Raw genomic sequence first — 12,738 nt, 5'->3', positions numbered from 1 at the left:
CCCATAAGCTGTAAAATCGATTTACAGCTTAAAGCCTGTAGGAGCACGCGGTGGACTATTCCCTGAAAACACTCGGCCAGCTCAGGCCGATCCTGCTCGGCTTCCGCAAGGCCGCGGGCCTGACGCAAGCGACGGTCGCGGAACGTCTGGGCGTCACCCAGCAGACTTACGCGCAACTCGAAGCCAATCCCGCGGCCGTGAGCGTCGAGCGCCTGTTCAAGGTTCTGCGCGTGCTCGACGTCGAACTCGCGCTCACCCGAAGCGAATCCCCGCCGGCCGACCCGCCGCCCGTCGCCGCGAAAGCAACGCCGGCGCGCACCCGCCGCGCATCGCGGCAGACCGACGCCACGAAAAAGCGGGAGAACTGGTAATCATGGCGCGCCGCACGCAAACAGGACGGCTCGACCTGTGGATGAACGGTCTGCCCGTCGGATACTGGGAAAACGGCGCCGGCGGCGAACGGCTCGTCTATCGCGAAGACTGGATCGCCGATACACAAGGCCGTCCGCTATCGCTGTCGCTGCCCTTTACGCCGGGCAATCAGCCGTGGCGCGGGCAGGTCGTCACGGATTTCTTCGACAACCTCCTGCCCGACAGCGAGCCGATCCGCCGCCGCATCGCCACGCGCTTTCGCACCGGCGGCACGACGCCGTTCGAGTTGCTCGCGCAACTGGGCCGCGATTGCGTCGGCGCCATTCAGATGCTGCCGCCAGGCGAAGAGCCCGCCGATCTCGAAAGCATCAAGGGCCGCGCGCTCACCGAAGCACAGATCGCGCGACTGTTGCGCGAGACGACAACCGCGCCGCAGCTCGGCCAGCACGAAGCGGTCGACGACCTGCGCCTGTCCATCGCCGGCGCGCAGGAAAAGACCGCGCTCCTGCGTCACGGCAGGCGCTGGCTTCTGCCGGAAGGCAGCACCCCGACCACGCATATCTTCAAGCTGCCGCTCGGCCTCGTCGGTAACATGCGCGCCGACATGCGCACGTCGGTCGAGAACGAATGGCTCTGCTCGAAGATCGTCGCCGCGTACGGCCTGCCCATCGCGCGCTGCGAGATGGACCGGTTCGCGGATCAGAAGGTGCTGGTCGTCGAGCGCTTCGATCGCCGCCTGTCGAGCGACAAGTCGTGGATTCTGCGCCTGCCGCAGGAAGACATGTGTCAGGCCACCGGCACGCCCGCGCTGCACAAGTACGAATCGGACGGCGGCCCGGGCATCGAGCGCATCATGGACGTGCTCTCCGGATCGATGCGCGCCGCGCAGGATCGCCGTCACTTTTTCCTGACGCAGATGATCTTCTGGCTCCTCGCCGCAACCGATGGCCATGCGAAGAACTTCAGCATCGCGCATCTGCCCGGCAACCAGTACGAATCGACGCCGCTCTACGACGTGCTTTCGGCGCATCCGCTCATCGGCCGCGGGCCCGACAAGTTCGCCGCGCGACGCGTGCGGCTCGCGATGGCCGTGCGCGGCAAGAACGTCCACTATCTGATCGGCGAAATCCAGCGCCGGCACTGGATCGCGCAGGGACGGCGCGTCGGGCTCGCAGTCCCCGAAGTCGAATCGATGATCGACGATCTCGGCGCGCGCACGCCCGCGGTCATCGACGAAGTGGCCGCGCTTCTACCCGGCGACTTCCCGATGGACGTCGCCGACGCCATCTTCGACGGCATGCGCCGGCTCGCACGCAAGCTCGTGTGACGGGGTGCGCCGAGGCGTCGTTCATTTCGGCGGAGGCGCGGACGATGGACACTTCATGTCGGCGCCCTTCGCGCCATCGACGTTCTTCAGCGACACGAGCAGCCTGCTTCCCGTATTCGCCGTGATGATGTGCCCGTAACTGACGGTCGGGATGAACTTGATATCGGGCGCGACGGAGACGGGCGGGGTTTGCGCGCCATCGACGGTCAGGTCGAGTTCAACGGTGATCGAATCGATCGCGACGCCGTAGTTCTGCCCGTGTTCGGCCTGAGCCTTCTTGAAGTTGCACACGCCGTCCAGGACATTCTGGAGCGCCGTCGGTATGTCCACCGACTTCCCCGGTGGAATGGGCGGCGTGTTGCAGGCGGCGAGGAGAATCGGTAAAGCCAGAACAGGCAGCGAGACGTACGCGCGCATCTGAATCTCCCAGCCCTTTGGAGAGGGCACAGTATCAGGCAAACGAGGCTTTTCGTCCATGCGGTTTCATACTCACCATCCACGCGAATCCGGGAGACTGCCGGTTCATCGGCCGAGCACTGTCACGGCGGAAAATCGCGTCAGTTGCGAAACGTCGCCACTGTCTCCCAGATAACGAATATCAGGCAGCCTGTCCAGCCGAACAGGGTCGGCGGCGAGGCCGCGAGCCACCAGGCGCTGAAGGACATCATGACGCAACCAGAAGAGCGTTCCGTCGTATATCGCCGGCAGATAGTTCGCCTCGAATTCGGCGACCGAATATATGCCGCTTTCGCGGCTCCATAGGCCATGCGTTTCGATGACTTCCGGGCGCTCCTTGTTCAGATACTCGGCAAGCCCTGCATACCCGCGACGCGCGAGCGAAGGGTTGGTCAGGAGCCCCGAATCCAGAATGTCAAGACGTTCGCAGCACAACGCGGTGCCACCGACGTCCGGCGTCATGAACTTGAGCGTCGATTGCCCCAGATGCTCGCGCAGATGATCGACCGATGTACCCGTCATCGCGTAGTTCTGTGGCGTGACACCGCGCCAGTCACCGGGAGATTCGCCCCACACTCGCTTTCGGATCTCGTCTCCGGCGGCATTCAATACGGACGGCAATACGCCGCGCATCGCCGCACCGAGGATGATCGTGTCGACGTTTTCGCGCAGCACCGCAAGGTTGACCAGGAAGCTTCCACAAAGGCACAGCAATAGTCCGCGCAATACACGTGGCTGACGCATATCTGCGAAACGTTCCGCGAGAGCAAGGACGAACACGGGCAGCACCGCCACGAACATCCGCCCCGTATAACCCCAGTTTCTTCCCGATATCAGTGCGAACACGCCGAAGGCACATATCAGCAGTACGGGCATCGGATCCGGACGGCGCTCCTGAACGCGCTTCCGGCTCATATACATGCCAGCCAGAAACGCAGCGTTCACGAAGAGGAAATCCTCCAGCCCGCGCAGCTTCTCCGCTACGCCCTCCCAGCCTTTTTTACTGTAGGGCACCTGAAGCTTGGCCAGGATGGTATTCGGCACAAGCGCTCCGAAGACCCAATACCTCCAGATCGTCAGCAGCAGAAAACAAAGCATGAGCCACGCGCACATTCGAATGGCACGCGGACGATCGTGCGGGCAAAACACGACCATCCAGCCAAGCGCGAAACCCAGATAGAACACCGCCTCGAAGCGGACCAGCAACAGAAGCGGCAACAGGGCAAAGGCGAACGTCGATTGCGCGCGCCAGCAGAGCACGAATGCAAACAGCAGCAACGCAAAGACCGTCATTTCCATGCCATTGACGATCTCGGCCTGACAGGCCGGCAGCAGCCCAAGCAAGCTCACCACGATGAGGCGATGCGTCGGGCTCGGCAGGAACGGTTGAAGGGCGCGCCACACGAGCGCCAAAGTCGCGCTCAGTGCGATGAAGGAGAGCAATTGCGCCGTCCTGATTGCTTCGAGAAAGCCTGGCTGAAGCAGCCACTGCCCCATCGCCAGCATCGCCGTCATGAGCAGGCTCGACGTACCTTCGGCCGACACCGAAGCGGGCGTCAACGCAAATAAACCGTGCCGCCCGAGTGTGCGCGCATAGGCCACGGTGATGGCGCCGTCGTCCCAGCCATAGGGGCCGACGAGCGCTATCGCTGTCAACGAAAGCGCCGCATACGCGACAACGAAGAGGAACCCGGTGGCTCCCGCTCTTGCCTCGATCCTGTGGGTACGGTGCTCGGGCATAGTCAGTCGGCGCAAGTGACATGACGGATGATACATCGGGCATGGCGAGCGAACCCCGAAGTCTCAGAAAGCAGTGCGATCACGCTGACGCTTCTTCAAGACCGGTCCAGCTCCTCGAACAACCAGTCCTGAAAACTGCGCACCTTCGGCAAGTCCGCGCACGACTTGAGCAGATTGAGCGTATAGCCATTGACCTTGAGTCCGTCGAAGCCGAACGGCGCGACGAGCCGCCCCGTCTCCAGCTCGCGCTGCACCAGAAGTAAGCTCTCCAGACACACGCCCCCGCCATCCGTCGCCGCGCTGATCGCCATGAACGAGCGATCGAAACGCGGCCCGCGTGAGATGTCGATCGGCGTCTTGCGATGCAGCCGCATGAAGTCGCGCCAGCCGACGAGACATCCCTCGCTGTGAATGAGCGTGTGATGCCGCAGGTCCGCGACCGTGCGTATCGGATGCTCGCCTTCGAGCAGCGTCGGCGAGCACAGCGGCACGATCGTTTCGGTGGGCAGATCGAGCACCATCGTCCCCGCAGGCTGCAAGCGGCGCGCGCCATAACGCAAATCGATATCCACCGCCTCGCGCGTCAGGTCCACCGGATCGTTGGATGCATTCAGCCGCAAGTCGATATCCGGATGCAGCGCCGAAAAGCGCGCGAGCCGTGGCATCAGCCATTGCGTCGCGAAGCTCGGCGTCGAATGCAGCGTGAGGATGTCGCTCTTGGCCACGCGCCCGATATCGCGCGTCGCCTTGTCGATGCGCGCGAACGCCGCGCCGATCTCCTCCGCATAGCGCCGCCCGCTGTCGGTCAGGATCACCGTCCGGTGCATGCGATGAAAGAGCCGCACGCTCAGTTGCTCCTCCAGCAATTTGATCTGATGACTGACCGCCGAAGGGGTCACGAAAAGCTCGTCCGCAGCAAGCGAGAAGGACGAAAGCCTCGCAGCGGCCTCGAAAGCCTGTATGGACTTGAGCGTGACTCGATGTTGCATTGCAGTGATCGCATGAATTCAGTTCAACGATCAGCCACTTTAATTCGTTTGAGCGCGCGTCATCAAGCGAATACGCTTCATATACGGGCCTGACGCACCAAACAAGGGAATACCCGGATCGCAGGCGCAACCGACAAAAGCAAACAAGGAGACATCGCCGTGAACACGAGCATCACGCAGCTCGCGGAACATGCTCATCGCATCCGCCGCAACGCGCTACTCATGGGTGAAGTGCAGGGCCAGGGCTATATCGGCCAGGCGCTCGATATCGCCGATGTGCTGGCCGTCGCCTACTTCGGCGCGATGAACTATCGCCCTGAAGACCCCGACTGGGAAGAGCGCGACCGCTTCCTGCTCTCGAACGGCCACTATGCGATCGCGCTGTACGCCGCGCTTTTCGAAGCGGGCATCCTGCCGCAGGACGAACTCGAAACCTACGGCAGCGACGACAGCCGTCTGCCGATGTCCGGCATGGCGAGCTACACGCCCGGTATGGAGATGTCGGGCGGATCGCTCGGGCAAGGACTCACGATTGCAGTAGGCCGTTGTCTCGGCCTGAAGCGCAAGGGCTCCAAGTCCTTCGTCTACACGCTCTTTTCAGATGGCGAACTCGACGAAGGTTCGGTCTGGGAAGGCCTCATGTCCGCCGCGCACTGGAAGCTCGACAACCTCATCGCGATGGTCGATGTGAACAACCAGCAAGCCGATGGCCCCTCGACGCAGATCATGGCGTTCGAGCCGCTCGTCGAAAAGCTCGAAGCGTTCGGCTGGTACGTGCAGCGCATCGACGGCAACGATATCGACGCCGTGAAGCAGGCCTTCGACAACGCACGCAACTTGAAGGACGCGAAGCCGCGCATCATCGTGTGCGATACGAAGATGGGCTCTGGCGTGCCGTTCCTCGAAGAGCGTGAGAAGAATCACTTCATCCGCGTCGATCCGCACGAGTGGCAACTCGCGCTCGAAGCACTGGAAGCCGGGAGAAACGCATGAGCACCGTAGCGAAGAAGCCGCGCCTGAAGACATCGGCGATGATCGCGTCCATCGCGGGCGAAGGACAGGTCACGCGTTCCGCGCCGTTCGGCCACGCGCTCGCGGAACTCGCGCGCAGCAACGCGAATGTCGTCGGCATGACAGCCGACCTCGGCAAGTACACCGACCTGCATATCTTCGGGAAGGAATTTCCCGAGCGCTATTACCAGATGGGCATGGCCGAGCAACTGTTGATGGGCGCGGCGGCGGGCATGGCGCATGAAGGCGCGCTGCCGTTCGTCACGACCTATGCCGTGTTCGCGACGCGACGCGCTTATGACTTCATCCATCAGACGATCGCTGAAGACAATCTCGACGTGAAGATCGTCGCCGCGCTGCCGGGTTTGACGACCGGTTACGGCCCGAGCCATCAGGCGGCCGAAGACCTCGCATTGATGCGTGCGATGCCGAACATGACCGTGATCGATCCGTGCGATGCGCTCGATATCGAGCAGATGGTGCCTGCCATCGCCGCACACAAAGGTCCGGTGTATGCGCGACTTCTGCGCGGCAATGTGCCCGCCGTGCTCGACGAATACGGCTATCGCTTCGAGCTTGGCAAAGCCAAGCTGCTGCGCGACGGCGCCGACGTGTTGCTGGTGTCCTCCGGGATCATGACCATGCGCTCGCTCGAAGCCGCGAAAGCGCTCGAACAGGACAACGTCGATGTCGCCGTGCTGCACGTGCCGACCATCAAGCCGCTCGACACCGCCACCATTCTGCGCGAGGCGAAGCGCACCGGCCGCATGGTCGTCGTCGCGGAGAACCATAGCGTGATCGGCGGTCTCGGCGAAGCGGTCGCGCGCACCTTGCTCGGCGCGGGCGTGACGCCGGCGTTCCGCCAGATCGCCTTGCCCGACGCCTTCCTCGACGCCGGCGCATTGCCCACGCTACACGATCGCTACGGCATTTCCACCGAAGCGATGTGCAACACCATCAAAGGCTGGCTCGGCTGAGCCGTCACCACTCGTCCCGAACAATTTCATCATCGATCAGGAGCACACCATCATGTCAGAGTCGCGTCTTCTCGAAGGCAAGGTCGCCGTCATTTCCGGAGCGGCGTCGCCGCGAGGAATCGGCATGGCGACCGCCCGAATGTTCGCGAAGCACGGCGCGAAAGTCGCCATTCTCGATCTCGATGAAACCGCCGCGCGCGAAGCCGCCAGCGAAATCGGACCGGAGCATCGCGGCTACGCGTGCAACGTCACCGACCGCGCCGCCTGCGATAAAGCCGTGCAACAAGTCATCGCGGATTTCGGCGTCATCGACGTGCTCATCAACAACGCGGGCATCACGCAGGCCGTGAAGCTGCTCGACATCGACGCGCAAAGCTGGGACCGCGTCCTCGACGTGAACCTGCGCGGCGTGCTGTATCTCTCGCAGGCGGTCGTGCCGCAGATGAAGCGTCAGGGCAGCGGCTCGATCGGCTGCATGTCGTCGGTATCGGCGCAGCGCGGCGGCGGCATTCTCGGCGGCCCGCACTATTCCGCGGCCAAAGCGGGCGTGCTCGGTCTCGCCAAGGCGATGGCGCGCGAACTGGGCAACGACGGCATCCGCGTGAACTGCGTGACGCCCGGCCTGATCCAGACCGACATCAACGCGGGCAAGATCAGCGACGAGAAGCGCGTCGAGATTCTCGCCGGCATTCCGCTCAACCGTCTCGGCGGGCCGGACGACGTGGCGGGCGCATTCCTGTTCCTCGCGTCGCCGATTTCGTCCTACATCACCGGCGCCGTGATCGATGTGAACGGAGGCATGCTGATCCACGGCTGACGCAGTATCGGAGACACGCGCCGTCGAGAGCGCGTGCTCCACGCAGACAAAACCGATCGCCATAACCAGGTTTGGAGGAGCACATCATGACCACCCGCTCGATCAAAAGCGGCATCGACAGGCGCACGTTCCTGAAGACGGGCGCCACCATCGCCGCAGCCGCGCCGCTCTGGAGCCTCACGACACGCAAGGCGTCGGCGGCGGACTTCTCGTACAAGCTCGCGACGGGCCAGGACCCGACGCATCCGGTGAACATCCGCGCGCAGCAGGCCTGCGACAAGATTCGCGAAGCCACCGGCGGCAAGCTCGACATCAAGCTGTTCCCGGCGAACCAGCTCGGCTCCGACACGGACCTGCTCTCGCAGGTGCGCAGCGGCGGCGTCGAGTTCTTCAATCTCGCCTCGTCGATTCTCGCGACGCTCACGCCCGCCGCGGGCATCGTCAACACGGGTTTCGCGTTCCCCGATTACGACCACGTCTGGAAAGCGATGGACGGCGATCTCGGCGGCTATGTCCGCTCGCAGGTCGAGAAGTCCGGCATTCTCGCGGTGTCGAAACCGTGGGACAACGGCTTTCGCCAGATCAGCTCGTCCACGCGCGTCGTGAAGACGCCCGCCGATCTGAAGGGCTTCAAGATTCGCGTGCCGCAAGCGCCGATGCTCACCTCGCTCTTCAAGTCGCTCGACGCGGGCCCGGCGCCCATCAACTTCAACGAGCTCTACTCGGCGCTGCAAACCGGCGTGGTGGAAGGCCAGGAGAATCCGCTGCCGATCATCGCGACGGCCAAGCTCTACGAAGTGCAGAAGTCCATCAGCCTGACCTCGCACGTGTGGGACGCGTACTGGATTCTCGGCAACCGTCGCGCGTGGCAAGCGCTGCCCGCCGACATGCGCGCCATCGTCACGCGCGAATTCGACGCCGCCGGCATGCTGCAACGCGCGGACATCGCCCAGCTCAACGGCTCGTTGCGCGATCAGTTGAAGGGCAAAGGCATCACCATCGTGGATGTGGACCGCGAAGCCTTCCGCGGCGCGCTCAAGAAGACCAGCTTCTATAGCGACTGGAAAGCCAAGTACGGCGATCAAGGCTGGGGCACGCTCGAAAAGTACACCGGAAAACTGGTATGAAAGCCATGCACACGATCCCGCTTCCGCATCCGGCGCCACACCGCGTCGCCGCGTTTCTCGACACCTGGCTCGGCCACTGCGTGGAGATTCCCGCCGCGCTGCTGGTCCTGGCCGAGATCGTGGTGCTGTTCGCCGGCGTGACGAGCCGCTATGCGCTGCACACGCCGCTCGTCTGGTCCGACGAACTCGCGTCGATGCTGTTCCTGTGGCTCGCGATGCTGGGCGCGGTCGTGGCGCTGCGGCGCGGCGAGCACATGCGCATGACGGCGCTGGTCGGCATGGCCTCGCCGGGCGTGCGCGCGTTTCTCGATGTCATCGCGATCGCCGCGCCGCTCGCGTTCCTGCTGATGGTGATCGGACCGGCGGTGGACTTCGCGCAGGACGAATCGTTCATCACGACGCCCGCGCTCGATATCGCCAACTCGTGGCGCGCCGCCGCGTTGCCGATCGGCGCGGGCCTGATGCTGCTCGTCGCGTGCCTGCGGCTCGTGCGCGTGGGGAACTGGAAGCTCACCATCGGCGCGCTCGCGCTGGTGGCCGCGGTCGCCATCGCGTTCTATGCGGCGAGTCCGCTGCTCAAAGGCCTCGGCAATCTCAACCTGCTGATCTTCTTCGTCGGCCTCGTCGCGCTGTGCGTGCTCTCGGGCGTGCCCATCGCGTTCTCGTTCGGTCTCGCGACCTTCGGCTATCTCGCGCTCACCACGAGCACGCCGCTCGTCGTGGTCGTCGGGCGCATGGACGAAGGCATGTCGCATCTGATCCTGCTTTCCGTGCCGCTCTTCGTGTTCCTCGGCCAGCTGATCGAGATGACAGGCATGGCCAACGCGATGATCGCGTTCCTCGCCAGCATGCTCGGCCACGTGCGCGGCGGCCTGTCGTACGTGCTCGTCGGCGCGATGTATCTGGTGTCGGGCATCTCCGGCTCGAAAGCGGCCGACATGGCGGCGGTCGCGCCCGTGCTGTTTCCCGAGATGAAGGCGCGCGGCGCGAAGCCGGGCGATCTCGTCGCGCTGCTCGCGGCCACGGGTGCGCAGACCGAAACCATCCCGCCGAGTCTCGTGCTCATCACGCTCGGCTCGGTGACGGGCGTGTCGATCTCGGCGCTCTTCACCGGCGGCATGCTGCCCGGCATCGTGCTCGCGGTGACGTTGTGCACGGTCGTCTGGTGGCGCTATCGCAGCGACGATCTCTCCGGCGTGAAGCGCGCGACCCGCAAGGAGATCGTGCGCAAGCTCGCGATCGCCCTGCCCGCGCTCGCGCTGCCCTTCGTGATTCGCGCGGCCGTGGTCGAAGGCATCGCCACGGCGACGGAAGTATCGACCATCGGCATCGGCTATGCGGTGATCGCGGGTCTCTTGATCTATCGCCGCTTCGAATGGGGCCGCTTGAAGCCGATGCTGATCGACACCGCCGCGCTCTCCGGCGCGATCCTGCTGATCATCGGCGCGGCGACGAGCATGGCGTGGGCGCTCACGCAATCGGGCTTTTCGGGCCAGCTCGCGCGCACGATGGGCGCGCTGCCCGGCGGCACATGGATGTTCATGGCGGCGTCGATACTCGTGTTCATCGTGCTCGGCAGCGTGCTGGAAGGCATTCCCGCGATCGTGCTGTTCGGCCCGCTGATGTTCCCGATCGCGCGCCAGATGGGCATCAACGACGTGCACTACGCGATGGTCGTGATCCTCTCGATGGGCGTGGGCCTGTTCGCGCCGCCGTTCGGCGTCGGCTATTACTCGGCCTGCGCAGTGAGCCGCATCCATCCGGATGAAGGCATGAAGCCGATCGTCGGCTATATCGCGGCCCTGATCGTCGGGCTGATTTTCGTCGCCGCGATTCCGTGGATCTCCACGGGCTTCCTGAAATAAATTCCGTTCAACGCTCAGTGATGCCGCTCCTTCGATGGAGCGGCCAGGAGAAGTCATGTCTTCCATCGACAAGCAAAAGCTGTCGAACGCCATTCGCTTTCTCGCCATCGACGCCATCGTGCGCGCGGGCGAAGGTCATCAGGGCGTGCCGCTCGGCATGGCGGAAATCGCCACGGCGCTGTTCACGCGGCACATGAAATTCAATCCCGCGGATCCGCAATGGCCCGACCGCGACCGTTTCGTGCTCTCGAACGGCCACGGCTCGATGCTGCTCTATGCGCTCTTGCATCTTACGGGTTATGCGAACTTCGGCATCGACCAGATACGCACGTTCCGCGAGATGGGCTCGCATTGCGAAGGCCATCCGGAATTCGACACGGCCTCGGGCATCGAGGTGACGACCGGCCCGCTCGGCCAGGGCATCGCGAACGCGTTCGGCATGGCGGTGGCCGAGGCGTATCTCAATGCGAAGTTCGGCGCGGGCATCGTCGATCACTACACGTATGCGTTCGTCGGCGATGGCTGTCTGCAAGAGGGCGTCGGACAGGAAATGATCTCGCTCGCCGGGCATCTGAAGCTCGGCAAGCTGATTCTGTGCTGGGACGACAATCGCATCACCGACGACGGCAGCACGACGCTCTCGATCAGCGAGAACGTGAGCGAACGTTTTCGCGTCGCGGGCTGGCATGTGGTCGAAGTGGACGGGCACGATCTCGAAGCCGTGTCGGATGCGCTGGCGCAAGCGAAAGCCGATCCGCGTCCGTCGATGCTCGCATGCCGCACGACGATCGCACGCGGCGTCGCGCGTCTGCAAGGTCAGCGCGGCGGACACAGCGGACGTCTCTTCGACAAGGACGCCGACGCCGCGCGCAACGCGATGAACTGGCCGCATGCGCCCTTCGAGATTCCCGACGACGTACTGCATTCATGGCGCGAAGCGGGACGTCGCAGCGAAGACGAATATCGCGCATGGCGCGAGCGTGTCGCTTCGTTGCCCGCACCCGCGCGCGCGGAGTTCGACCGCATCCAGGCCGGCGAATTGCCCGAAGGATGGCGGCAAACGCTGGAAACCTACAAGCGCGATGCCGGAACGCGCGACGAAGCGCCGGGCGGCATCATGATCTCCGCCGAGATCAACGATCTCCTCGCGAACGTGTTGCCCGAACGCATGGTAGGTTGCGCCGATCTCGAAGCGCCGACGAGCCACAAGCGCAGCCTGCGCGCATTCACGGTCGAAGATCGCGGCGGCGCTTATGTCCATTGCGGCGTGCGCGAGCACGTGATGGGCGCGATGGCGAACGGCATGGCCGCGCACGGCGGCGTGATCCCGCTCACCGTCACCTATCTCGCGTTCTCCGATTACGAACGCCCCGCGATGCGCATGGCCGCGCTCATGGGCCTGCCGGTGAAGTTCGTCTTCAGCCACGACTCGATCGGCGTCGCCAAGAACGGGCCGACGCATCAGCCCGTCGAGATTCTCGCGTCCCTGCGGGCGATGCCGAACATGCACGTGTTCCGTCCCGCCGATGCCGTCGAGGCCGCCGAATGCTGGATGCTCGCCTACGAGCGCACGAGCGGCCCGAGCACGATGGTGTTCGCGCGCCAGGCGCTGCCGCTCGTGCGTACGAAGCACGAGGACGACAACCGCTCGGCGCGCGGCGGCTACGTGCTCGCAGAGGCCGAAGGCGGCGTGCGGCGCGTGACGCTCATCGCGACCGGCTCGGAGGTCGCGCTGGCGCTCGCGGCGCGCGAGCAGTTGCAGGCGGCGGGCATCGCGACGGCGGTCGTGTCGATGCCCTGTTGCGAACGCTTCGACGATGAGGACGCGGCGTATCGCTCGAGCGTGCTCGGCGCGGACGCGGTGCGTGTCGTCGTGGAAGCGGCGGTGCGCTTCGGCTGGGACCGCTACATCGGCGAGCGCGGCGGTTTCGTCGGCATGAAGGGCTTCGGCGCTTCGGGGCCGGCCGAGGCGCTCTACGAACATTTCGGCATCACGCCGCGGCATATCGTCGAAGAAGTGAAGCGGCATCTTTGAATCCCGAACAGCAAGGAAAGAG

The 12,738-nt window shown here is 64.3% G+C and carries 11 protein-coding genes; 8 read left to right on the top strand and 3 right to left on the bottom strand.

The features are described from left to right. The first annotated feature begins 50 nt into the window (after window positions 1-50). Window positions 51-371 (top strand): helix-turn-helix transcriptional regulator, encoded by a 321-nt coding sequence (locus IAG25_RS00205; RefSeq protein WP_187602976.1) that lies wholly within the window; start codon window positions 51-53, stop codon window positions 369-371. Continuing rightward, on the top strand, window positions 371-1,699 hold the full coding sequence (locus tag IAG25_RS00200) for a type II toxin-antitoxin system HipA family toxin (protein ID WP_187603681.1): 1,329 nt from the start codon (window positions 371-373) through the stop codon (window positions 1,697-1,699). The genes IAG25_RS00205 and IAG25_RS00200 overlap by 1 nt, the downstream gene beginning before the upstream one ends. 21 nt (window positions 1,700-1,720) lie before the next feature. Here the strand turns inward: IAG25_RS00200 and IAG25_RS00195 are convergent, their stop codons facing one another. The 3 genes from IAG25_RS00195 to gcvA form a co-directional block, all read right to left on the bottom strand. Next, window positions 1,721-2,116: a hypothetical protein gene (locus tag IAG25_RS00195; RefSeq protein ID WP_187602975.1), complete on the bottom strand. Its 396-nt coding sequence runs from the start codon at window positions 2,114-2,116 to the stop codon at window positions 1,721-1,723. A 105-nt stretch (window positions 2,117-2,221) separates the two neighbouring features. Continuing rightward, on the bottom strand, window positions 2,222-3,895 hold the full coding sequence (locus IAG25_RS00190) for a hypothetical protein (protein ID WP_187602974.1): 1,674 nt from the start codon (window positions 3,893-3,895) through the stop codon (window positions 2,222-2,224). Window positions 3,896-3,990: 95 nt separating this feature from the next. Further along, a complete protein-coding gene (gcvA, locus tag IAG25_RS00185) occupies window positions 3,991-4,884 on the bottom strand; it encodes a transcriptional regulator GcvA (RefSeq protein ID WP_187602973.1) in 894 nt (297 codons plus the stop codon). Between the two features lie 222 nt (window positions 4,885-5,106). Between gcvA and IAG25_RS00180 the strand changes: the two genes are divergently transcribed. The 6 genes from IAG25_RS00180 (at window position 5,107) to tkt (ending at window position 12,716) form a co-directional block, all read left to right on the top strand. Then, on the top strand, window positions 5,107-5,877 hold the full coding sequence (locus IAG25_RS00180) for a transketolase (protein WP_222946356.1): 771 nt from the start codon (window positions 5,107-5,109) through the stop codon (window positions 5,875-5,877). Further along, complete coding sequence (locus tag IAG25_RS00175) at window positions 5,874-6,872, top strand: transketolase family protein (RefSeq protein ID WP_035509509.1); 999 nt, start codon at window positions 5,874-5,876, stop codon at window positions 6,870-6,872. Before IAG25_RS00180 ends, IAG25_RS00175 begins: the two co-directional genes overlap by 4 nt. A 52-nt stretch (window positions 6,873-6,924) precedes the next feature. Next, entirely contained in the window at window positions 6,925-7,689 is a 765-nt protein-coding gene (locus IAG25_RS00170; RefSeq protein WP_187602971.1) for an SDR family NAD(P)-dependent oxidoreductase, read from the top strand. 86 nt (window positions 7,690-7,775) lie between these two features. Next, a complete protein-coding gene (locus IAG25_RS00165; RefSeq protein WP_187602970.1) occupies window positions 7,776-8,816 on the top strand; it encodes a TRAP transporter substrate-binding protein in 1,041 nt (346 codons plus the stop codon). A gap of 5 nt (window positions 8,817-8,821) precedes the next feature. After that, the gene (locus IAG25_RS00160) at window positions 8,822-10,681 is read left to right on the top strand and encodes a TRAP transporter large permease (protein ID WP_187603680.1); all 1,860 of its coding nucleotides are present in this window, start codon (window positions 8,822-8,824) and stop codon (window positions 10,679-10,681) included. Window positions 10,682-10,736: 55 nt separating this feature from the next. Beyond that, window positions 10,737-12,716, top strand: coding sequence for a transketolase (gene tkt / locus IAG25_RS00155; RefSeq protein ID WP_187602969.1), 1,980 nt, complete (start codon window positions 10,737-10,739; stop codon window positions 12,714-12,716). Window positions 12,717-12,738 lie beyond the last annotated feature (22 nt).

It is taken from the genome of Caballeronia sp. EK (genome assembly GCF_014384845.1).
Classification (GTDB): Bacteria; Pseudomonadota; Gammaproteobacteria; order Burkholderiales; family Burkholderiaceae; genus Caballeronia; species Caballeronia jiangsuensis.
Note: the sequence above shows the minus strand (reverse complement) of the source record. Positions and strands in the feature narration are given on the sequence as shown.

Bases quoted from the DNA above. Each gene is read 5' to 3' on its own strand.
- IAG25_RS00195 (WP_187602975.1), bottom strand. From the start codon at position 2,116: ATGCGCGCGTACGTCTCGCTGCCTGTTCTGGCTTTACCGATTCTCCTC.
- IAG25_RS00190 (WP_187602974.1), bottom strand. From the start codon at position 3,895: ATGCCCGAGCACCGTACCCACAGGATCGAGGCAAGAGCGGGAGCCACC.
- gcvA (WP_187602973.1), bottom strand. From the start codon at position 4,884: ATGCAACATCGAGTCACGCTCAAGTCCATACAGGCTTTCGAGGCCGCT.
- IAG25_RS00180 (WP_222946356.1), top strand. From the start codon at position 5,107: ATGGGTGAAGTGCAGGGCCAGGGCTATATCGGCCAGGCGCTCGATATC.
- IAG25_RS00175 (WP_035509509.1), top strand. From the start codon at position 5,874: ATGAGCACCGTAGCGAAGAAGCCGCGCCTGAAGACATCGGCGATGATC.
- IAG25_RS00170 (WP_187602971.1), top strand. From the start codon at position 6,925: ATGTCAGAGTCGCGTCTTCTCGAAGGCAAGGTCGCCGTCATTTCCGGA.
- IAG25_RS00165 (WP_187602970.1), top strand. From the start codon at position 7,776: ATGACCACCCGCTCGATCAAAAGCGGCATCGACAGGCGCACGTTCCTG.
- IAG25_RS00160 (WP_187603680.1), top strand. From the start codon at position 8,822: ATGCACACGATCCCGCTTCCGCATCCGGCGCCACACCGCGTCGCCGCG.
- tkt (WP_187602969.1), top strand. From the start codon at position 10,737: ATGTCTTCCATCGACAAGCAAAAGCTGTCGAACGCCATTCGCTTTCTC.